The 22,208-nt window shown below is 38.7% G+C and carries 20 protein-coding genes, 3 pseudogenes and 1 riboswitch; of the genes and pseudogenes, 17 read left to right on the forward strand and 6 right to left on the reverse strand.

Annotation, left to right across the window (positions count from 1 at the left end; genetic code table 11):
- Positions 1-396, reverse strand: a complete 396-nt coding sequence (locus tag STRINF_RS05480) for a hypothetical protein (RefSeq protein WP_006532052.1) — start codon at positions 394-396, stop codon at positions 1-3.
- A 163-nt stretch (positions 397-559) separates the two neighbouring features.
- Between STRINF_RS05480 and STRINF_RS05485 the strand changes: the two are divergent.
- The 4 genes and pseudogenes from STRINF_RS05485 to STRINF_RS05500 form a co-directional block, all read left to right on the forward strand.
- Positions 560-925 (forward strand): annotated as a pseudogene (locus STRINF_RS05485) (HAD-IIB family hydrolase); the annotation flags it as partial.
- A 419-nt stretch (positions 926-1,344) separates the two neighbouring features.
- Positions 1,345-2,328 (forward strand): GMP reductase, encoded by a 984-nt coding sequence (gene guaC / locus STRINF_RS05490; RefSeq protein ID WP_006532054.1) that lies wholly within the window; start codon positions 1,345-1,347, stop codon positions 2,326-2,328.
- A 108-nt stretch (positions 2,329-2,436) separates the two neighbouring features.
- Positions 2,437-2,532: riboswitch (purine riboswitch) on the forward strand.
- A 178-nt stretch (positions 2,533-2,710) separates the two neighbouring features.
- Positions 2,711-3,292 (forward strand): xanthine phosphoribosyltransferase, encoded by a 582-nt coding sequence (locus STRINF_RS05495; protein ID WP_006532055.1) that lies wholly within the window; start codon positions 2,711-2,713, stop codon positions 3,290-3,292.
- On the forward strand, positions 3,285-4,562 hold the full coding sequence (locus tag STRINF_RS05500; RefSeq protein WP_006532056.1) for a nucleobase:cation symporter-2 family protein: 1,278 nt from the start codon (positions 3,285-3,287) through the stop codon (positions 4,560-4,562). The genes STRINF_RS05495 and STRINF_RS05500 overlap by 8 nt, the downstream gene beginning before the upstream one ends.
- 53 nt (positions 4,563-4,615) lie before the next feature.
- On the opposite strand, the gene STRINF_RS05505 is transcribed toward STRINF_RS05500, so the two are convergent.
- The 3 genes from STRINF_RS05505 to STRINF_RS05515 all read right to left on the reverse strand — a co-directional run bounded on the left by STRINF_RS05505 (position 4,616) and on the right by STRINF_RS05515 (position 6,195).
- Complete coding sequence (locus STRINF_RS05505; RefSeq protein ID WP_006532057.1) at positions 4,616-5,551, reverse strand: FAD:protein FMN transferase; 936 nt, start codon at positions 5,549-5,551, stop codon at positions 4,616-4,618.
- A 116-nt stretch (positions 5,552-5,667) separates the two neighbouring features.
- Positions 5,668-5,853 carry a 4-oxalocrotonate tautomerase gene (locus STRINF_RS05510; RefSeq protein WP_006532058.1) on the reverse strand — a complete coding sequence of 62 codons (186 nt, stop codon included), beginning with the start codon at positions 5,851-5,853 and terminating at the stop codon, positions 5,668-5,670.
- Positions 5,854-5,985: 132 nt separating this feature from the next.
- Complete coding sequence (locus STRINF_RS05515) at positions 5,986-6,195, reverse strand: hypothetical protein (RefSeq protein WP_006532059.1); 210 nt, start codon at positions 6,193-6,195, stop codon at positions 5,986-5,988.
- A gap of 455 nt (positions 6,196-6,650) precedes the next feature.
- Here STRINF_RS05515 and STRINF_RS05520 point away from each other — a divergent pair, with 455 nt between their 5' ends.
- From STRINF_RS05520 to STRINF_RS05560, 9 genes are all read left to right on the forward strand, one after another.
- Positions 6,651-7,232, forward strand: a complete 582-nt coding sequence (locus STRINF_RS05520) for a thymidine kinase (RefSeq protein WP_012961935.1) — start codon at positions 6,651-6,653, stop codon at positions 7,230-7,232.
- Between the two features lie 38 nt (positions 7,233-7,270).
- Complete coding sequence (gene prfA, locus STRINF_RS05525) at positions 7,271-8,350, forward strand: peptide chain release factor 1 (RefSeq protein WP_006532061.1); 1,080 nt, start codon at positions 7,271-7,273, stop codon at positions 8,348-8,350.
- Positions 8,350-9,180: a peptide chain release factor N(5)-glutamine methyltransferase gene (gene prmC / locus STRINF_RS05530; protein WP_006532062.1), complete on the forward strand. Its 831-nt coding sequence runs from the start codon at positions 8,350-8,352 to the stop codon at positions 9,178-9,180. The genes prfA and prmC overlap by 1 nt, the downstream gene beginning before the upstream one ends.
- Entirely contained in the window at positions 9,173-9,772 is a 600-nt protein-coding gene (locus STRINF_RS05535; RefSeq protein WP_006532063.1) for an L-threonylcarbamoyladenylate synthase, read from the forward strand. The genes prmC and STRINF_RS05535 overlap by 8 nt, the downstream gene beginning before the upstream one ends.
- An 82-nt stretch (positions 9,773-9,854) precedes the next feature.
- Positions 9,855-11,105, forward strand: a complete 1,251-nt coding sequence (gene glyA / locus STRINF_RS05540) for a serine hydroxymethyltransferase (protein WP_043878362.1) — start codon at positions 9,855-9,857, stop codon at positions 11,103-11,105.
- A 41-nt stretch (positions 11,106-11,146) separates the two neighbouring features.
- Entirely contained in the window at positions 11,147-12,124 is a 978-nt protein-coding gene (locus tag STRINF_RS05545; protein WP_006532065.1) for a nucleoid-associated protein, read from the forward strand.
- Positions 12,124-12,726, forward strand: coding sequence for a lysozyme family protein (locus STRINF_RS05550; protein ID WP_006532066.1), 603 nt, complete (start codon positions 12,124-12,126; stop codon positions 12,724-12,726). Before STRINF_RS05545 ends, STRINF_RS05550 begins: the two co-directional genes overlap by 1 nt.
- Positions 12,727-12,771: 45 nt before the next feature.
- The gene (locus STRINF_RS05555; RefSeq protein WP_006532067.1) at positions 12,772-14,496 is read left to right on the forward strand and encodes an ABC transporter ATP-binding protein; all 1,725 of its coding nucleotides are present in this window, start codon (positions 12,772-12,774) and stop codon (positions 14,494-14,496) included.
- 3 nt (positions 14,497-14,499) lie between these two features.
- On the forward strand, positions 14,500-16,236 hold the full coding sequence (locus STRINF_RS05560) for an ABC transporter ATP-binding protein (protein WP_006532068.1): 1,737 nt from the start codon (positions 14,500-14,502) through the stop codon (positions 16,234-16,236).
- Between the two features lie 72 nt (positions 16,237-16,308).
- Here STRINF_RS05560 and STRINF_RS05565 read toward each other — a convergent pair whose 3' ends face one another.
- Both STRINF_RS05565 and STRINF_RS05570 read right to left on the reverse strand, forming a co-directional pair.
- The gene (locus tag STRINF_RS05565; RefSeq protein WP_006532069.1) at positions 16,309-17,766 is read right to left on the reverse strand and encodes an alpha-amylase; all 1,458 of its coding nucleotides are present in this window, start codon (positions 17,764-17,766) and stop codon (positions 16,309-16,311) included.
- Positions 17,767-17,816: 50 nt separating this feature from the next.
- Entirely contained in the window at positions 17,817-18,479 is a 663-nt protein-coding gene (locus STRINF_RS05570) for a TVP38/TMEM64 family protein (protein WP_006532070.1), read from the reverse strand.
- A gap of 358 nt (positions 18,480-18,837) precedes the next feature.
- Between STRINF_RS05570 and STRINF_RS05575 the strand changes: the two genes are divergently transcribed.
- The 4 genes and pseudogenes from STRINF_RS05575 to STRINF_RS05585 form a co-directional block, all read left to right on the forward strand.
- Entirely contained in the window at positions 18,838-19,803 is a 966-nt protein-coding gene (locus tag STRINF_RS05575; protein ID WP_014334679.1) for a thiamine pyrophosphate-dependent dehydrogenase E1 component subunit alpha, read from the forward strand.
- A gap of 30 nt (positions 19,804-19,833) precedes the next feature.
- Positions 19,834-20,838 carry an alpha-ketoacid dehydrogenase subunit beta gene (locus tag STRINF_RS05580; protein WP_006532072.1) on the forward strand — a complete coding sequence of 335 codons (1,005 nt, stop codon included), beginning with the start codon at positions 19,834-19,836 and terminating at the stop codon, positions 20,836-20,838.
- A gap of 54 nt (positions 20,839-20,892) precedes the next feature.
- Positions 20,893-21,021, forward strand: a pseudogene (locus tag STRINF_RS10885) (biotin/lipoyl-containing protein); the annotation flags it as partial.
- A gap of 183 nt (positions 21,022-21,204) precedes the next feature.
- Positions 21,205-22,197 (forward strand): annotated as a pseudogene (locus tag STRINF_RS05585) (dihydrolipoamide acetyltransferase); the annotation flags it as partial.
- Between the last annotated feature and the right edge of the window lie 11 nt (positions 22,198-22,208).

Below are 22,208 nucleotides of genomic sequence, written 5' to 3' on the forward strand. Positions count from 1 at the left end.
TTAATCATCGAAAATAGGATTGGTGCTAGAAGGTCCAGAAGTGACATCAGACCAGCCAACGATTGCTTGACCAGATTCATTTAGGTAACTTGTCAGAACAGGCTTTAAGTCTTGGATAAAAGTAATAATACCCATAAGTTCACCAGAATCATCCTTAACCGCTTGATATGTTTGAAATAAGATGCGGTCAAATGATTCGGTAGGAATTTGAAAATGAAGGGCTTGTTCTGGTGCTTGCTCAAGGCTGGTCCAAACCCATTGTGGTAATTTATTTTCTTCGGGTTCAGAGAAAAAAGAGCCGTCTGAACGATTATTGCTATAAATCAGTTTTAAATTTTTATCATAAAAACTAGCTCGGTAAGGAAGATGAGCCAGTAAGTCTTTTACATTTTTCATGGTTTTAGGATAGCGATTTTGTATCAGAAATGCAAGCAAGCTGTCTGAAAGCTGTCAGCTGGAAAAAAAGCAGAGGAAAGTATCAGTTTTTCGTAAGATATAACTATTGTTTTCAAACTTTTCTTAGTAAAATAGTGGCATTAAAAACGAAGAGGACAGTGCTGTGAGTAAAATTATTTTTTTAGATGTTGATGGAACCTTGGTAGATTATCACAATCGTATTCCAGAATCTGCTGCGATCGCAATTCGACAAGCGCGTGCTAATGGGCATAAAGTCTTTGTCTGTACGGGACGTAGTCGTGCAGAAATGCAACCTGAATTATGGAAGATTGGGCTTGATGGCATGATTGGGGGCAATGGTTCATATGTCGAATACAATGAAGAAGTTATCATGCACCAGATGATTTCAAAAGAAGATTCGAGAGCAATTGTTGATTGGCTGCATGACCGTGAATTAGAATTCTATTTGGAATCTAATAATGGCTTGTTTGCTTCAGAAAACTTTAAAGAAGCCGCACGTCCTTTTTTAGCTTTTGTCGCAAGCCAGGCTCGCTTAATAAAATTCATGTCAATAACTCCTTTGCAATCGTATTACAAAAAAGTCTAGGGGATTAAATTTAAGTCAAACTGAAAAAAACTGAAACAAAACTTAAAAATTGTGGAAATGCTACTACCAAATATCGTCCGTAAAAACCGAACGATACAAAAATATAAAATAAAAATAATTGACATAAAACGAATGAAGTTGTAAAATGATAATGGAAGGGTAAGGTTTTACCTAGCGATGCTTTATTAAGTCAATGCTTAATAGAGTTATAGGAAGGTAATTTTTTAATGAAAGAGTCGAAGTGTTTTTGAGTTACTCTGACAGAGAAAGGGTGACCTTTTTAGATTGTCCTTTGACCTTGTCTGAGTGTTCACTGACACAGAGACCACGGAGAAATTGATATGTATAACGAAATGCCTGTCTTTGATTATGAAGATATTCAACTCATTCCTAACAAATGTATCATTAAAAGCCGTTCGGAAGCTGATACGCATGTAACACTTGGTGATTATACCTTTAAATTGCCAGTTGTTCCTGCTAATATGCAGACGATTATCGATGAAGATATCGCTGAAAAGCTTGCTAAAAATGGTTACTTTTACATTATGCATCGTTTTGACGAAGCTTCTCGAAAAACTTTTGTCAAACGCATGCATGACCAAGGCTTGATTGCTTCAATCTCAGTAGGTGTTAAAGATTATGAGTACGACTTTGTCTCAAGCTTAAAAGATGATGCGCCGGAATTCATTACCATTGATATCGCTCATGGACATTCTGATAGTGTCATTGAGATGATTAAGCACATTAAAAAAGAATTGCCAGATACTTTTGTTATCGCTGGTAATGTTGGAACACCTGAGGCTGTTCGTGAGTTGGAAAATGCAGGTGCTGACGCCACAAAAGTTGGGATTGGTCCTGGTAAAGTTTGTATCACAAAAGTGAAAACTGGTTTTGGAACAGGCGGCTGGCAATTAGCAGCACTACGTTGGTGCGCAAAAGCAGCTCGTAAACCAATTATCGCTGATGGTGGTATTCGTACTCACGGTGACATTGCCAAATCTATTCGTTTTGGTGCGACAATGGTTATGATTGGTTCTCTCTTTGCTGGACACTTAGAAAGCCCAGGAAAATTGGTAGAAGTAGATGGAAAACAATATAAAGAATACTACGGTTCTGCTTCTGAGTACCAAAAAGGAGAACACAAAAACGTTGAAGGTAAGAAAATCTTACTCCCTGTCAAAGGACATCTAAAAGACACACTTGTTGAAATGCAAGAAGACCTTCAAAGCTCAATTTCATACGCTGGTGGTCGTGATTTGCATGCCTTGACACGTGTTGATTATGTTATCGTTAAAAATTCAATCTGGAATGGTGATTCAATTTAGAACAGGAAAGTTGTCATCATTTTCAGAATATTACTTCTTTAATAATAGGACCAATGTCATCTTGAAATCCAAGCTTAAAATGATACAATAGTTCTATCATTAATGTGATGGTTAAAATTCAATATTACTTATTTATGCTACGAATAGGCGTAGTGTTTCTACAAGACACCGTAATGTCTAACAATAAGTCAATTCTCAGTTGCTGTCTGAGAAAACATTTTTGCATACCTGTAAAAATGTGACCGAGTTTTGCAAGAGGTGTTTACAATTCGTAAACACCTCTTTTTATACAATCTGTCTTTGTTTAATGACGCTTGAAAAGTTTCATAGTAAGTTGTTTGTTTTAACAATCCAATTTTAAAAATTTTCAAAAGGAGAATCCATGAAATTATTGGAAGATCGTATCTTAAATGATGGTAATATTTTGGGTGAGGATATCTTGAAAGTAGATAGCTTTCTTACTCATCAAGTTGACTATGAACTCATGCAAGAAATTGGTAAAGTTCTTGCGGAAGCTTATAAAGACGCTGGTATCACAAAAGTAGTTACAATTGAAGCATCTGGTATTGCACCAGCTTTATATACGGCACAAGCCATGAACGTTCCAATGATTTTCGCTAAAAAAGCTAAAAATGTCACAATGACAGAAGGTATTTTAACAGCAGAAGTTTATTCATTTACTAAGCGCGTGACAAGCACAGTATCAATCGCAAGTAAATTTTTGTCAGAAGACGACACTGTTCTTATCGTTGATGATTTCTTGGCAAATGGGCAAGCTGCTAAAGGGCTACTTGAAATTATTGGTCAAGCAGGTGCAAAAGTTGCTGGTATCGGTATTGTGATTGAAAAATCTTTCCAAACTGGTCGTAGATTACTTGAAGAAACAGGTGTAACTGTAACATCTCTAGCTCGAATCAAAGAATTTAAAGATGGTCAAGTTGTCTTTATGGAGGCTGATGCATAATATGGAAATGAATGAACAAAAACACTCACAAGCCGCTATTTTAGGTTTGCAACATTTACTTGCCATGTATGCAGGGTCAATCTTGGTTCCTATCATGATTGCCAGCGCCCTCAACTATTCAGCTGAACAATTAACTTACCTCATTTCAACTGATATTTTCATGTGTGGGGTTGCTACATTCTTGCAATTGCAGTTACGTAAGCACTTTGGTGTCGGACTTCCAGTTGTTCTTGGTTGTGCCTTCCAATCTGTTGCACCGTTATCAATCATTGGGGCTAAACAAGGTTCTGGTTACATGTTTGGTGCTTTGATTATCTCTGGTATTTATGTGATTTTGATTTCTGGCATTTTCTCAAAAATTGCTGATTTCTTCCCACCGGTTGTCACAGGTTCAGTTATCACAACTATTGGTTTGACTTTGATTCCAGTTGCTATCGGTAACATGGGTGATAACTCAGACAAACCAACAGCACAATCATTGATTTTGGCTCTTGTAACCATTGCGATTGTTCTTGCGGTTAATATTTTTGCTAAAGGATTCATTAAATCAATTGCCATTTTGATTGGTTTGATTGGTGGAACGATTGTGGCTGCCTTTATGGGCTTGGTTGATACATCAGTAGTCGCTAACGCACCGCTTGTTCACATTCCACAACCATTCTACTTTGGCGCACCAAAATTTGAAATCACATCAATCATTATGATGTGTATCATTGCAACGGTTTCTATGGTTGAATCAACAGGTGTATATTTGGCACTTTCTGATTTAACAGGTGAAAAACTTGATAGCAAACGTCTTCGTAACGGTTACCGTGCAGAAGGTGCAGCCGTTCTTCTTGGAGGTATTTTCAATACTTTCCCATATACTGGATTCTCACAAAATGTTGGTTTGGTTCGTATTTCAGGAATCAAAACACGTCGTCCAATTTACTATACAGCCTTGTTCCTTGTGATTCTTGGGCTTCTTCCAAAATTCGGTGCAATGGCACAAATGATTCCAAGTCCAGTTCTTGGTGGTGCTATGATTGTACTTTTCGGTATGGTTGCTCTGCAAGGGATTCAAATGCTCAATCAAGTTGATTTCCAAAATAACGAATACAACTTCATCATTGCTGCGGTTTCAATCGCTTGTGGAGTTGGTTTTAACGGAACAAATCTCTTTGTTAGCCTTCCAAATACAGTTCAAATGTTCTTAACAAATGGTATTGTTATTGCTGCATTATTTGCTGTTGTTCTTAATTTGATTTTAAACGGAAAACCAAAAAAATAAGCGTTTCGACATAAATAAACACATCTAGAATTTTTCCTAGATGTGTTTTGTTTTTATCGTAAGAGTTGAAAGTTGGAGCGTAAGCCATTTGTCAAGGCTAAGCGATTATCTTTAGTGATGAGAATGCCTTCGATACGCGGAGTAGCTTGAATAGTTGCCAGAGCTTGCATGACAGGAAGACCAAAGAGTCTTGTGGTCCAGATTTCACAATCAACAGACAACTCAGAAAGGATGGTAAGACTTGCCATTTCAGTGTCAATTGGATAGCCTGTTTTTTGGTCAAAAATATGGTGATATTCTTTGTTTCCGACTTTTAGGCGACGTTCATAAATGCCTGAGGTGACGACAGATTGATTTTTGAGAGTCAAAATCCCGATATGCTTGCCTCTTGGTTTTTGAGGATTTTGAATGCCAATTCGCCAGATGCCTTTATCGTTTCTTGGATTATCGCCGTAAACAAGGACATTTCCACCAAGGTTAATCATGGCGGAAGTGACTTTTTCTGATTTTAAATAATCCATGATTTTATCAGCAATATAACCTTTAGCAAGAGCACCAAGGTCGATTTTCATGCCTTTTTGGCTTAGAAAGACACTTTGTTTAGTCGCATCTAAAATGATATTTTCTGGTTTAGATAAGGCTAGCGCTTTTTGAATTTTTTGAGGACTAGGAACTCTAGCGTCGTCAAAACCAATGCGCCAGCTTTGTACCAAAGGACCAATAGCGATATTGAGGTTGCTAGGAGTTGCTAAGCTATGCTTTTTACCAATCGCAATTAAATCAAATAAATCTGGGTGAACAGTGACAGGAGCGATGCTAGAGTTGTCGTTGATGACCATGAGCTCAGAGTCGGCATCGTTAGCACTAAAGCGATTTTTATAAAGTGTAAGCAGACGACAAACTTCGGAGATGTGCTCTTTGGGGGTGTCAGAATCGATTAAGATATCAATAGTAGTTCCCATCATCTGGATACTATGACTAAGTTGCATGCTTTTCCTCCTGAAAGTTTCTTAGTTTTAGCATAATGTTTTCTGGTTAAAAAAGCAATTTTTAAGCCAGTAAAAAAGCTTAAGACAATCGCCTCAAGCTTAGTTGCTATGAAAAATTAGTTTCTCTTTTTCATTTCACCGTGTGGGTAGTAAGTACCTTCTGGCATGTCATTGATGAAAACGTGGATTGCTTCTTTTGGAGCTTTAGCAATACGTGAAACAACTTCAGTTACTTCGCGAGCGAGCTCAACTTTTTGTTCTTGAGTACGACCTTCAAACAAATCGATTTTTACGAATGGCATACGAGTCTCCTTTTTAATTCATTTAACAGTAACATTGTAGCATATTTTGCAGGAAAATTCAGGAAATTTTTAGAAAACTTCCAATCAAGACTGAATTCTCTTTTGTGCTAACGCACTGCGTTTTAAACAAGCTTACTTGAAAAGTTTTAAAATATCTGACAAGCCAAAAGTTGTTTTGTGATAGACTTTATTGTAAGCAGCTTTTTTAGGATTTTTAATCCAACCTGAGCCTTTCTTCCCATATCCTGAAATAATAGCTTTTTTAGCTTGTCTTTTCCATTTAGCAGTAGTACGAGCTTTCAAACTCTTCTTTAAAGTTGGTTTTCTAAATCCAACTTTCATAGTTTAACCTCTTAGTATTAAAAAATCATTTTCTCCTATAAGATACTTTAATCTGCTTACTTCGTCAATAAGGTTTTGGGCTGTTTGATAGGAGATTTTTTCGGACAATACATTTTTGTAACATAATCGTGATTCTTTTAATAAAGTGTCATCAAATTTACATGACTTGCTGTGTTATAATTTTTAGTGAGCATTAACAACTTAACAGCACAAGGAGTGGCGTTTTAGTCGCTCTTTAGTGCGTTGATTTGTTATTCAATAGTGTTGGTTACCGATATCACATTTTGTGATAAAAGCTAAAGCAAAATTTGCTTTAGCTTTTTTTGTTGGTCAAATACTTAGTCTGGTGGGATGTAGACGTTTTTGTCTGGTTAATTTGCTTATCCTACTTGTTTATCCATGAGCGATTTTATGGTAGAATAGTAGAATATTAGTAGAAGGTAGGATTGTCACTTTTGGCTCAACTCTATTATAAATATGGAACCATGAATTCTGGTAAGACCATTGAAATTTTAAAAGTAGCCCATAACTATGAAGAACAAGGAAAACCTGTTGTCATCATGACTTCAGCACTTGATACACGTGATGGTTATGGTGTTGTTTCAAGCCGTATCGGTATGCGTCGCAAGGCGATTGCTATTACGGAAGAAATGGACATTTTTGCTTTTATTCAAGAATTGCCAGAAAAACCATACTGCGTTTTAATTGATGAATGTCAATTTTTAACGAAAAAGCATGTCTATGATTTGGCGCGTGTTGTTGATGATTTGGACGTTCCTGTGATGGCTTTTGGGTTAAAAAATGATTTTCAAAACGAATTGTTCGAAGGCTCCAAATATCTACTGTTATTAGCAGATAAAATTGATGAGATTAAAACCATTTGTCAGTTTTGTTCTAAAAAAGCAACTATGGTCTTGCGAACTGAAAATGGCAAGCCTGTTTACGAAGGAAATCAAATTCAAATCGGTGGCAACGAAACTTATATCCCCGTTTGCCGTAAACATTATTTTAACCCAATGATTTCCAAAGAAAAATAAGAAAATGAATTTGCAAAAGAGAGGTTAATCGAAAACAAATGAACATTTATGATCAACTACAAGCGGTTGAGGACCGTTACGAAGAATTAGGCGAATTGCTATCTGACCCTGATGTCGTTAGCGATACAAAACGCTTTATGGCTTTGTCTAAGGAAGAAGCGAGCACACGTGAAACCGTAACTGTTTACCGCGAATACAAACAAATTCTTCAAAACATCGAAGATGCCGAAGAAATGATTAAAGACGCTGGTGGCGATCCTGAACTTGAAGAAATGGCGAAAGAGGAACTCAAAGACTCAAAAGCAGCAAAAGAAGATTACGAAGAAAAACTTAAAATTCTTCTTTTACCAAAAGACCCTAACGATGATAAGAACATCATCTTGGAAATTCGCGGTGCCGCTGGTGGTGATGAAGCAGCCCTCTTTGCTGGCGACCTTCTTCAAATGTATCAAAAATATGCTGAAAGCCAAGGTTGGAAATTTGATGTCATGGAAGCTTCTTACAACGGTGTCGGTGGCATCAAAGAAGTTATTGTCATGGTATCTGGTCAATCTGTTTACTCTAAGTTGAAATACGAATCAGGTGCTCACCGTGTTCAACGTGTCCCTGTCACAGAGAGCCAAGGCCGTGTCCACACATCAACAGCGACAGTTCTTGTTATGCCTGAAGTTGAAGAAGTAGAATATGAAATCGATCCAAAAGATTTGCGTGTGGACATTTATCATGCATCAGGTGCTGGTGGACAAAACGTCAATAAAGTTGCGACAGCTGTTCGTATGGTTCACATTCCAACTGGTATCAAAGTTGAAATGCAAGAAGAACGTACACAACAAAAGAACCGTGATAAAGCCATGAAAATCATTCGTGCGCGTGTTGCGGACCACTTTGCTCAAATCGCTCAAGACGAACAAGATGCTGAACGTAAATCAACAGTTGGTACTGGTGATCGTTCAGAACGTATCCGTACATATAACTTCCCACAAAACCGTGTGACAGACCACCGTATTGGTTTGACATTGCAAAAACTTGATAGCATTTTGTCAGGTAAATTGGATGAAGTGATTGATGCGCTTATTCTTTTTGATCAAACAAAGAAACTAGAAGAGTTAAATAAATAATGAACTACGTTGAAACAATCAGCCAACTAGAAAAAAACTTACAAGAAATTGGAGAAGATCCAGAAAACCTCACTTACGTTTTTCGTGAGTTAAAGAGCTGGAGTCTTCTTGATTTCATCTTACATCAAAATAAAGAAGTGACTGAATCAGACCAGAAGATCCTTGAGTCAATCATGGCTCAGCTAGAAGATCATCGCTCACCACAGTACATCACTGGAAAAGCTTATTTTCGTGATTTAGAGCTTGCGGTTGATGAGCGTGTCTTGATTCCGAGACCTGAAACGGAAGAATTGGTTGATTTGGTTTTGAAGGAAAATAGCAAAGCTGATTTACGTGTTTTAGATATTGGAACAGGCAGCGGAGCTATTGCCATTTCACTCAAGTCTGCGCGACCTGACTGGCAAGTTACAGCCTCAGATATCTCGCAAGGTGCTCTGCAATTGGCAGAAGAAAACAGTAAGCTCAACCAAGTGTCGCTTGATTTTGTGGAATCAGATGTTTTCGGTCAGATTACAGGGACTTTTGATGTGATTATTTCAAACCCACCTTACATTGCTTATGGTGATAAGGATGAAGTTGGGATGAATGTTCTTGCTTCTGAACCTCACTTGGCACTTTTTGCGGATGAGGATGGCTTTGCCATTTACCGTCAAATTATCGAAGGTGCTGGTGAGCATTTATCAGAAAATGGTAAACTTTATTTTGAAATTGGCTATAAGCAAGGAGATGGTTTGCGTGCTTTGCTTAGCAAACATTTCCCACAAAAACGTATCCGTGTCTTAGAAGACATATTTGGTAAAGATAGAAAGGTCGTGATGGATAATGACTAATTTGGAAGAAATACTTCAAACGGGTGGTGCGGTGATCTTGCCGACAGAAACAGTTTATGGACTTTTTGCACAAGCCATGAATGAAGAAGCAGTTGAACATGTTTATCGCTTAAAATGTCGTCCTAAAGACAAAGCCATGAATCTTAATGTGGCAGATTACGAGACGATTTTAGCTTTTTCAAAAAATCAGCCAACTTATCTAAAAAAACTCTATGATGCTTTTTTACCTGGACCGTTAACAATTATTTTACAGGCAAATGACCGCGTGCCAGCTTGGATCAATTCTGGCTTATCAACAATTGGTTTTAGAATTCCAAAACACCCGCAGACTTTGGCTCTTATTAAAGAGACTGGTCCTCTCATTGGACCATCAGCTAATATTTCTGGTCAAGAAAGTGGTAAAGTTTTTGCCCAAATCCAGAAGCAGTTTGACAATTCAGTCGAAGGGTTTGCCGATGATTCTTCCATCACTGGTGTTGACTCGACAATTTTGGATTTGTCTGGTGATTTTGCACGTATTTTACGTCAGGGAGCTATTACAAAAGAAGATTTGTTGGCGCGTGTCCCTGAGTTGACGTTTGCAAAAGATTAGATTTGGAATTTATTTGATACTGTTTCGGCTTTTACAATCGAGAGAAGATTGTGACTTGATCTTATCAAAAGGAGATAAGGATATGATTTTTGACAAGGAAAACTACGAAGCATTTGACACCGAACTTTGGCAAGCTATCCATACGGAAGAAGTTCGTCAACAAAATAACATTGAACTCATTGCCTCTGAAAATGTTGTTTCTAAAGCTGTTATGGCAGCTCAAGGAACAGTACTGACAAATAAATATGCCGAAGGTTATCCTGGCAAACGTTATTATGGCGGTACTGATTATGTGGACGTGGTTGAAAATTTGGCTATCGAACGTGCCAAAGAATTGTTTGGTGCTAAGTTTGCCAATGTTCAACCGCATTCAGGAAGTCAAGCTAATGCCGCAGCATACATGGCTTTAATCCAACCAGGTGATACTGTCCTTGGAATGGATTTATCTGCAGGAGGTCACTTGACTCACGGTGCATCAGTCAGCTTTTCAGGAAAAACATATCATTTTATCTCTTATTCAGTTGACCCTGTCACAGAACGTATCGATTATGATAAATTGGCAGATTTGGCTAAAGAAGTCAAACCAAAATTAATCGTTGCTGGGGCGTCAGCTTATTCACGTATTATTGATTTTCCGAGATTTCGCGAGATTGCTGACAGCGTTGGTGCTTATCTAATAGTTGATATGGCCCACATTGCTGGTCTTGTGGCATCTGGTCATCACCCAAGTCCAGTCCCATATGCTCATGTGACAACGACAACTACTCACAAAACCCTTCGTGGCCCTCGTGGCGGACTCATTTTGACGAATGATGAAGCTATTGCTAAGAAAATTAATTCTGCGGTCTTTCCGGGTCTTCAAGGTGGTCCATTAATGCATGTGATTGCTGGAAAAGCTGTCGCTCTAAAAGAAGCGCTGGATCCAGCTTTCAAAGAATACGGTGAACAGGTGATTAAAAATGCAGCTGCTATGGCTGATATCTTTAATCAACACTCTGATTTTCGTGTCATTTCAGGCGGTACAGACAACCACGTCTTTTTGGTTGACGTGACTAAAGTGGTTGAAAATGGAAAATTGGCACAAAATATTCTTGAGTCTGTTAACATTACGCTCAACAAAAATTCAATTCCATTTGAAACCCTGTCACCGTTTAAGACATCTGGTATCCGTATTGGCTCACCTGCCATTACCAGTCGTGGAATGGGTGAGAAAGAATCACGCCTTATTGCTGAATTGATTGTAAAAGCTCTTGAAAACTATCAAAACGAAACTATTTTAGAGGAGGTTCGTCGTGAGGTTAAAGCATTGACAGATGCTTTCCCACTTTATTAACGAACAGCTGAACACTTTTAAGTGTTCAGACAGACTTAACCATGATTGATTTGTATATTAAACGCATTGTTATTCATCAATTTACGCCAAATGATACGGAATTGATTTTGTCAGATCAGTTATTGACGATTACGCCACGTATTGATGAGTATTTTCGTAAAAAATTAAGCAAAGTTTTCTCAGATGAAGCCAAACGTGGAACGTTCTCAGAAGACAATGTCTTTCTTAGTTATTTGAGTGATGATTTGATGGAATCATCCGTTAAAATCGCTCAGCTTTGGAAAGAAGAGTTTGTCATTTCTGATAATCAAAAGACAAATGATTTGGTTTTCATCCAATTTGATAAAGACGGTGTTGAGCATTTTGCTTTCCTTCGTGTGGCGTTAAGAGAAAATTTCACGCATATCTCAAGTGACAGTGAAAGTCCGATTAAAATCACACAAAATAATTACCCATCTGCGGCTCAGACACCAGATGAAGCCTTGGTGATTAATCGTGTTAACCATCATTATTATTTGATTGAAAAACGCATTAAGCACAATGGTAGCTTTGCTAACTATTTCTCAGAGAATCTCTTGCAAGTTCAGCCTGAACAGTCGGTCAAAAAATCGATTAAAATGGTGGAACAAGCTGCTCAGAAAATTGCTGAAAACTTCCAACAAGATGATTTTGCTTTCCAATCAAAAATGAAAGCAGCCATTCACAAAAACTTGGAAGAAGAGCAAGAATTATCACCTGAAAAACTGGCAGATCAACTCTTTGACAATAATTTAACAGCTCGTTTAACCTTTGTTGATGAGTTGAAAGAGAGCATTCCAGAGCCTATTCAGGTGTCGGATATTGACCACTCGCGTCAAACGAAAAAATTAGAGAATCAAAAATTGTCACTGTCAAATGGTATTCAATTGATTGTTCCTAATAATGTTTATGAGGATGCTGAGTCGGTTGAATTTATTCAAAATTCAAATGGAACCTATTCCATCTTGATTAAAAATATAGAGGATATTCAAAATAAATAATGTTTAAGTTCTTAAAGCGCCTGATTGTACTGGCATTTGTCATTTTCTGTGGCTACCAAGTTTACGTTACTCATGAAAATGTTCATAATGTATTGCAGTATAAAAGCATGGTCAAAGAGATTTTAGACGATAATGACACCACAGACAACGTTGAGTTGGTCTTGGCAATGATTTACACAGAAACAAAGGGAAATGATGGCGACGTTATGCAATCTAGCGAAAGTTCAGACGGTGTTGCTAATTCCATCACTGATAGTAAAACGAGTATTCGCCAAGGGGTCGCAGTCCTTTCAGAAAATCTTTCTTTAGCCCATGAGGCAGGAGTAGATGTTTGGACAGCTGTTCAAGCTTATAACTTTGGAACATCTTATATTGATTATGTTGCAAGGCACGGTAGTAAAAATACAATTACTTTAGCTAAAACTTATTCACGCGATGTAGTAGCTCCAAGTCTTGGTAACACAACTGGTGAATCTTATTTTTACTATCATCCTCTGGCTTTGATTTCAGGTGGACAGCTATATCGAAATGGTGGTAATATTTACTACTCGCGTGAGGTTCATTTTAATTTATATTTGATTGAATTAATGAGCTTAGTTTAAAATAGTAAGGTTTAGAGTTTAATATCTCTATTAAAAAAGAGAAATATGAAATATTTAAGTCGTTATTTCAAAGGGTACCTTAAAGAGACTATCTTAGGTCCCCTTTTCAAATTGTTTGAAGCATCATTTGAATTATTAGTTCCTATTATCATTGCGCGAATCGTTGATACGATTATTCCAAGCAATAACAAGATGAATCTTATTTTGATGGTTGAACTTTTGTTCCTATTCGCTGTTGTCGGTGTCATTGTGGCGATTACCGCACAATACTTTTCTTCAAAAGCCGCAGTTGGCTATACGCGTCAGCTGACCAAGGATTTGTTTAAAAAAATCATGGGCTTGAGTAAGGAAGACCGTGATAAACTGACAACTTCAAGTTTGGTAACACGCTTAACCAGCGATACTTACCAAATCCAAACAGGAATTAACCAATTCTTGCGTCTTTTCTTACGCGCACCGATTATTGTCTTTGGTGCTATCATCATGGCTTTTAATATCAGCCCTAAGATGACTATCGACTTTTTGGTCATGGTTGCCATTTTATTTGTGATTGTCTTTACTATGTCACATCTTTTGAATCCAATTTATGCTAGCATTCGTCGTGCAACAGATAAGATTGTTAACATGACACGTCAGCAGTTGGAAGGGGTTCGTGTTATTCGAGCTTTTGGTCAAGTGGACAAAGAAGAAAGAGAATTTGCGGCTGCTAACCAAAACTACACTGATTTACAGTTAAAAGCAGGACGTCTTTCAAGTTTAGTCACACCATTAACATACCTTGTGGTTAATAGCACTTTGGTTCTTGTCATTTGGCAAGGAAATATCCAAATCGGTAAAGGTCTTCTTTCTCAAGGAATGTTGATTGCCTTGGTTAACTACCTTTTGCAAATTTTGACTGAATTGCTTAAGATGACAATGCTTGTAACCTCTCTTAACCAATCATTTATCAGTGCTAAACGTATCACAGAAGTCTTTGAAAAAGAGTCTGAAGACTTGTCGACTGAGCTTGAAGAAATGACATCTGATTTTGCGGTTAGCGTGAGTGATATGAGCTTCACTTATCCAACAGCAGCAGAACCATCACTATCACACATTGATTTTCAACTAAATCCAGGTGACTTTTTAGGAGTTATTGGGGGAATTGGTTCAGGGAAATCAACCTTAGTTGAACTCCTTACACATCTCTACACACCTCAGGAAGGTCGCTTAGCCATTTTCCAAAATCAAAAATCGCCTAAAACCTTAGGTGAGTGGCGCTCATGGGTCAATGTGGTGCCGCAAAAAGCCGAGCTTTTCCAAGGTACGATTCGTTCTAACTTAACTCTAGGAATGAAGGGTGATGTGAGCGATGGGACGCTTTGGAAAGCTTTGGATATTGCACAAGCGAGTGATTTTGTTTCTGAAAAAGAAGGACAGTTAGATGCGACAGTTGAAGCCTTTGGCCGTAATTTCTCTGGAGGACAACGTCAACGTTTGACGATTGCGCGTGCTATTGTTCAAAAAGCTCCGCTTCTTATTTTGGATGATTCTACATCAGCCCTTGATTACTTGACAGAATCAAAATTATTGACTGCTATTCATGAGCAATTGAGTGATACAACTTTGATTTTGATTTCACAACGTACTAATAGTTTGAAGGCTGCTGATAAGATTTTGCTTTTGGATAAGGGACATCAACTAGGATTTGCTAGTCACGATGAATTGCTTGTAACTAATGAGCTTTACCGAGACATCCATTACTCACAACACCAAAAAGGAAAGGAGGACTAGAAGATGAAAGCTAGAAAACAATCTGATACAAGCCGTCGTTTGTTTAAAGAACTTCTTTCTCAAAAAGGACTTGTGATTGGAGCGACTCTTGGAACAATTGCCCAAGTTGCTCTAACAGTTTACCTTCCTGTCCTAATTGGTAATGCAGTTGATGTGGTGTTATCACCAAAATCATTGCCCTTGATTATCCCGATTATCACGAAAATGGCAATTGTCATTGGTCTAAATACTTTGGTTCAGTGGTTGAATCCATTGATTTACAATCGTTTGACCTTTGGTTATATCTATGATCTTCGTCAAAGAGTTATGGCAAAATTGAACCAAATGCCGATTTCTTATTTGGATAAGAAAAGCTCTGGTGATTTGGTCAGTCGTGTCACAACTGACGCTGAGCAATTAAGTAATGGTCTCTTGATGGTCTTCAACCAATTTTTCATTGGGGTTTTGACAATTATCATTACTATCGTGACAATGGCTGACATTGATTTATTGATGCTTGGTTTGGTGCTTATTTTGACACCTTTATCTCTTTTCTTAGCACGCTTTATTGCTAATAAGAGCTATCATTTGTATCAAAAACAAACTAAATCTCGTGGTCGCCAAACACAGTACATTGAAGAGATAATTCGTCAAGAAAGTCTTTTGCATGTCTTTAATGCGCAAGAAGCAGCGATTGAAACTTTCACAGAAATCAATGATACTTATGCGGACTATTCACAAGGTGCCATTTTCTATTCATCAACGGTTAACCCATCAACACGCTTTATCAATAGTTTGATTTACGCTTTGCTTGCAGGTGTCGGGGCTCTCCGTATCATGTCAGGTGCCTTTACCGTTGGTCAGTTGACAACTTTCTTGAATTACGTCACTCAATATACCAAACCATTTAATGATATTTCATCAGTTTTGTCTGAATTGCAAGGTGCCATTGCCTGTGCGGAACGTCTTTACGATATTTTAGATGAAGAATACGAGCCACTTCCAGTAAAAGCACAGCTTGATGCTGATAAGATTCAAGGACAAATTGAATTTAAAGATGTGTCATTTGGTTACACACCACAGAAAACTTTGATTAATCATTTGAATCTCTCAATCCCTGCCGCTTCTAAAGTTGCTATCGTTGGGCCGACTGGTGCTGGTAAATCAACTTTGATTAATCTTTTGATGCGTTTTTATGAAGTCGATAGCGGAGCTATTTATCTAGATGGTGTATCAATGGCTGATTACTCAGTTGAAGAGCTCCGCCAACAAATTGGCATGGTACTTCAAGAAACATGGTTAAAAGTCGGTACCATTCATGATAACATCGCTTATGGTAATCCAGAGGCTACTCGTGAAGAAGTGATTGCAGCAGCAAAAGCAGCCAACGCAGATTTCTTCATTCGTCAATTGCCAAATGGTTATGACACTTACTTGTCTGATGCGGGAGCGTCATTGTCACAAGGTCAACGTCAGCTTTTGACTATTGCTCGTATTTTTGTCAAATTACCAAAAATCTTGATTTTGGATGAAGCAACTTCGTCAATTGATACGCGTACTGAAATTCTTGTCCAAGAAGCCTTTGAAAAATTAATGAAAGGTCGTACAAGTTTCATCATCGCTCACCGCTTATCAACGATTCAATCAGCTGATTGTATTTTGGTAATGGTTGATGGTGATATCGTAGAATACGGTACTCATGACGAGCTAATGACAAAACAAGGCGTTTATTATCAAATGCAAACAGTACAAGCTGGATAGGCCATTTTTGTTACATAAATATAAATATGCAAAAAGTGATTAGAAATATTTTCTAATCGCTTTTTTAGATCATTATTTTGTTAGTGGTATCCAAGTGCTGATTGATTTTTCACCGACTAGGAAATCGCCATAGCCTTGCTCATCGATTTGGACATGCGCAGCTTGGTTACCAAGAGCATCAGTGAACAATTTTCCAGCCCATTTTTCTCCAACAAACATGCGCTTTGATGTGGCTTTACTATTGTTGATGAGAACAGCAAGAGCAGTAGGGTGTTTGTCATCTCCAAGGCAAGTCCAGCCTATACAGTTAGCTTGGTCAAAGTAATCTAGTTCTTGACCATAAACGGCGTTTTTTCTAAGTTCAAGCAATTTATCAATGACAGTTTGGAAGCTTTCCTGAGCAAATTGTCCTGAAATGCCATAATAATCTCCGTAGAAAATGCAAGGAAGTCCAGTTTGACGAAGTAAAATGAGGGCATAAGCTGCTGGTTTAAACCATTCTTCGATAGTTGATTCCAGTGCTTGACCACGCTGGGTATCATGATTATCAACAAAAGTAACAGCAGAATCTGGATGATTTTTCACTAAAGTTTGCTCGAAAATCTGACGTAAATCATAAGCTTCCTTGGCTTTACTTGCTTCAAAGAGATTTTGGTGGAGGCGAACATCGACCAAATCAAACCGATAATCAGTACTTGCTAGGTAATCATTATTTGACTTTTCATCACCGTTCCAAAATTCACCAAAAACATAGAAACTATTGCCGTACTTGGCTTTCATATCACGGATAAAGTTTCTCATGAAGAAAGAATCGATGTGCTTAATCGCGTCTAAACGGAACCCCTTAACTCCAGTTGTTTCAACAAACCAATCTGCCCAATCGTAGATATTTTTGATGACTTCTGGATGTTTGAAATCTAGGTCGGCATACATGAGGTAATCGTAATTTCCATTTTCACCGTCAACCAATTCTTGGTTTGCCCAACCTTTGTTGTCTCCTTGAATTAGGAAAATGCCAGTTTTACCAGTTTTGACATCATAGTCTGTGCCCGTAAAGTGGTACCAATGCCATTCAAAGTCGTTGTAGGCACGGTGGCGACCCTCAAAGGTAAAATTTGTCCACCCTTCAATTTCAAAAGGCTGACTGATAACCTTTGTTCGGTCCTCTGGAGCAACTTCAACAACCTTAAAGGTTTCGGTGTGGTCAGCAGCAGCCTTATGATTTAAAATGACGTCAGCTAAAGGCTCAATACCATTATTTTTAAGAGCTGAAATAGCTTCTAGGTAATCAGCTTTTGTTCCGTATTTTGTTCGAATGGTTCCTTTTTGGTTAAATTCACCTAGGTCAAAAAGGTCATAGACGCCATAGCCCACATCACTGTCATGAGTCGCTTTAAAAGCAGGGGGCATCCAAATTTTGGTGATACCTTTTTGGGCAAGATGAGAAGCATCGGCTGCCAAACGTTTCCAGTGTTTGCCGTCATTTGGTAAATACCATTCAAAGTATTGCATCAAAGTTTCATTTGTCATGATAGAGTACCTCAAAGAGAAAGACTTTTTCTTTTATTTTAGCAGAAAGTTCAAATAATGCAAACGTTTGCGTTATAAAAATAACTAAAAAGTTCTAAGAAAAATTCCCAGAACTTAGATGATATGAATGACCCATTCACCACAATAAAAAGTAGTAAAATGTGACCAATAATTGAGATGGGTTTGCAGCAAATGATGATTCTAGCGAAGGTTTTAAACGGCATGTTACTGAGAGCTGCTAACATAACCAGTAAGTCTGCAGGGGCAAAAGGTAGAAGCATACAAATAATGAAAATCGCGGTAAAGGAACTGTGACGAGAAATTAAGTCCTCGTATTTTTTTAGTGTGGCTTCTTTGATGAAAAGAAGGCAAAATCGCTTACCATACCAACGCGTTAGCAAAAATAAAATCATTGTGCCGATAATAATTCCGATACAACTTGTCAAAACGCCAACAAGAGGATGGAAAGTCATGACAGCAAGCATCATAGTAAGGCTAGCAGGAACGATAGGAACGACAACCTGCATCATCTGGAAGATGGTGAACAAGATTGCTCCCCAGACTTTATCCTGACCGATGAGTGCTTGAATTTTTTCCTGATTGGTCAGATAACCGTGCTGATATAGCCAGAAAATACAGGCACAAGATATGATAAAGATAAGTGCTGATAGGATATGAATTAAGCGTTGAATTATTTTGTAATGTTGAAACAAAAACTAATCTCCCATCTGATTCTTTCTTTACTGCTATCATTGTAAAACTTTTTAGAGATAAGTCAACTTTTTTAAAAAAGTAAAATAGGTCTTAAGACGGATGCAGCAATAAAAGTGAAAATCATATAATATAATCATCCTAAAAACTTTTCATATAACTCCGAAGCAAGTGGTTTTCCCGGCCACTTGCCTCTTTTATTGGCCGACTAATTTTAGAAATCTTGTTAATCCAAGGCGTAGCAAGCGTCTTTTTAATTTACCTCGAAGCGTTTGCAAAAAAGCGGTTAAATAATTTGTGATTTGCTGGATATTATCATATGATGAAAGAACTACGAAAAAGATAATTGGAGGGCAAAAGATGACTTTGTCTCTAGAACTATATATGGAAATGTATCTGAAGATGCAGCGTATTCGCGAATTTGATATGCGAATTAATAAACTCGTTCGACGTGGTTTTGTCCAAGGCATGACGCATTTTTCTATAGGGGAAGAAGCGGCAAGTGTTGGGGCGATGGCTCATTTGACTTATGATGACATTATCTTCTCAAATCACAGAGGCCATGGGCAGTGTATTGCTAAAGACATGGATTTGAATAAAATGATGGCTGAGTTAGCTGGAAAGAGTACTGGTGTTTCAAAAGGTCGTGGTGGTTCTATGCACTTGGCCGATTTTGAAAAAGGAAATTATGGGACTAATGGCATTGTCGGTGGTGGTTATGCTCTGGCTGTCGGCGCAGCCATTACGCAAGATTATCAAAAAACTGGCAATATCGTTGTGGCTTTTTCTGGCGACGGGGCAACCAACGAAGGCTCTTTTCATGAATCGGTCAACTTAGCAGCTACTTGGAAACTCCCAGTGATTTTTTATATCATCAATAATCGCTACGGAATTTCGATGAACATCAAGCGTGCGACAAATACACCTCACCTTTATACACGCGCAGAAGCTTATGGTATTCCAGGATTTTATTGTGAGGATGGCAATGATGTTTTAGCAGTTTACGAGACAATGGGCAAGGCAGTGGAACATGTGCGTTCTGGTAATGGCCCTGCGATTGTTGAGGTAGAATCTTACCGTTGGTTCGGGCATTCAACAGCTGATGCTGGAAAATATCGCAGCAAAGAAGAGGTGGATGAGTGGAAGAAAAAAGATCCGCTTGTCAAATTCCGTACTTATTTGACGGAACATGAGCTAGCAAGTATTGCCGAACTTGATGCTATTGATGCTCAAGTGGTGAAAGAGATCGATGAGGCTTATGAATTTGCTAAAAATAGTCCTGCACCAGATTTGTCAGTCGCTTTTGAAGATGTCTGGGTAGACTAAGCAGCCTTTCATTAATATAGGAGAAAAATAATGACTGAAACAAAACAAATGGCCTTGCGCGAGGCAATCAATCTTGCCATGACAGAAGAAATGCGAAAAGATGAGTCCATTTTTCTCATGGGAGAAGATGTCGGAATTTACGGCGGAGATTTTGGCACGTCTGTAGGAATGTTTGAAGAATTTGGTCCAGAACGTGCCAGAGACACTCCGATTTCAGAAGCGGCTATTGCTGGGAGTGCAATTGGAGCTGCTATTACAGGTCTTCGTCCGATTGTTGATGTGACTTTCATGGATTTTATCACCATTATGATGGATGCCATTGTCAACAATGGTGCTAAAAACAATTACATGTTTGGTGGTGGGTTGAAAACGCCGGTCACTTTTCGGGTAGCATCAGGTTCAGGAATCGGTTCAGCGGCTCAGCACTCGCAATCTTTGGAGGCTTGGCTGACGCATATTCCAGGCATCAAAGTGGTGGCACCTGGAACTGCAAATGACGCCAAAGGTCTTTTAAAATCAGCCATTCGAGATAACAATATTGTCATTTTCATGGAGCCTAAGGCGCTTTATGGCAAGAAAGAAGAGGTTTCTCTAGATAGTGATGCTTACATTCCTCTTGGTAAGGGAGACGTTAAACGTGAAGGAACTGATTTGACGATTGTGACTTATGGTCGTATGTTGGAACGTGTTCTTAAAGCTGCTGATGAAGTGGCTGCTGACGGCATTAGTGTTGAAGTGGTTGACCCTCGCACCCTCATTCCGCTTGATAAGGATTTGATTGTCAACTCGGTTAAGAAAACGGGAAAGTTGATGTTAGTCAATGACGCTTATAAAACGGGTGGGTTTATTGGAGAAATAGCTGCTCAGGTTACAGAAAGCGAAGCTTTTGATTATCTTGATTATCCAATTGTGCGTTTGGCGAGTGAAGATATACCAGTGCCTTATGCCAGTGTTTTGGAACAAGCTATCCTACCTGATGTCGAAAAGATTAAAGCGGCTATTTATAAGATGACTCGAAACGGGCGCGCGAATTAAAAGGAGGTGCTTTCTGTGGCAAATGAGATTATCATGCCAAAACTTGGCGTTGACATGCAAGAGGGAGAAATTCTCGAGTGGAAATTTTCCGAAGGCGATGTAGTGAACGAAGGTGATATTCTTCTTGAAATCATGTCCGACAAAACTAATATGGAAATCGAAGCTGAAAACTCAGGTGTTCTACTGAAAATCGTGCATCCTGCTGGCGACGTGGTACCAGTGACTGAGGTAATCGGCTATATCGGAGCAGTAGGGGAAAACGTTGATGATTTGGTGGGAGAAGGTCAGGCTGAACAGTTAGAGCCTGTTCAGGAAGCATCAGCTGATTTCTCTCAACCGTCTGATGCGCCAGCTATTTTTCAAAAAGGTAAGATACGTGCGACACCAGCAGCAAGAAAGCTAGCCGCAGAGCGTGGAATCGCGCTTGATAGCATCAGTGGGACTGGTGAAAATGGGCGTATTCATAAAGATGACGTGGCGAAGTTTGCTAAGGTGCGCGTGACGCCGCTTGCTCGTAAGATTGCGGCAGATATGGGCCTTGAGCTTTCTGGTATCGCTGGCACTGGTGCTAGTGGCAAGATTACTAAAGATGATGTCCTTGCTAAAGCAGGTGCCGATAAGAGTGAGAGTAGTGAGGAGGTTCACAGTGTGCCAGATGGTATCGAAGTGATTAAAATGTCTGGCATGCGTCAGGCGATTTCAAAAGGCATGTCGAAGTCTTACTTTACAGCTCCAACTTTCACGCTTGATTATGACATAGATATGACGAATCTTTTGGCGCTTCGTAAGCAGTTGATTGAGCCAATCATGGCAAAAACGGGCTACAAGGTGACTGTAACTGATTTGATTGGACTTGCGGTTACGAAGGCCTTGATGAAAGAGGAGCATCGTTATTTAAATGCCTCTTTGATTAATGACGCGAAAGCTATTGAGCTGCATCATTTTGTCAATCTGGGTATTGCCGTTGGCTTGCCAGATGGTTTGGTGGTTCCAGTTGTTCATGGAGCTGATAAGATGACCTTGTCTGATTTTGTGGTTGCATCAAAAGATGTGATTCAAAAAGCGCAAGCTGGCAAATTAAAAGCAACTGATATGTCTGGGTCAACTTTCTCTATCACAAACTTAGGGATGTTTGGGGTTAAGTCCTTTAACCCAATTATTAATCAGCCAAACTCTGCTATTTTAGGAATTTCAGCGACTGTTGACACTCCGGTTGCCATTGATGGACAGGTAGTGATTCGTCCAATTATGGGACTTAGCTTGACCATTGATCACCGTTTGGTCGACGGGATGAATGGCGCTAAATTTATGTTGGATTTAAAAGCGTTGCTGGAAAATCCTTTGGAACTACTGATCTGAGATTAAAAAGA

The organism is Streptococcus infantarius subsp. infantarius ATCC BAA-102 (assembly GCF_000154985.1).
Lineage (GTDB): Bacteria > Bacillota > Bacilli > Lactobacillales > Streptococcaceae > Streptococcus > Streptococcus infantarius.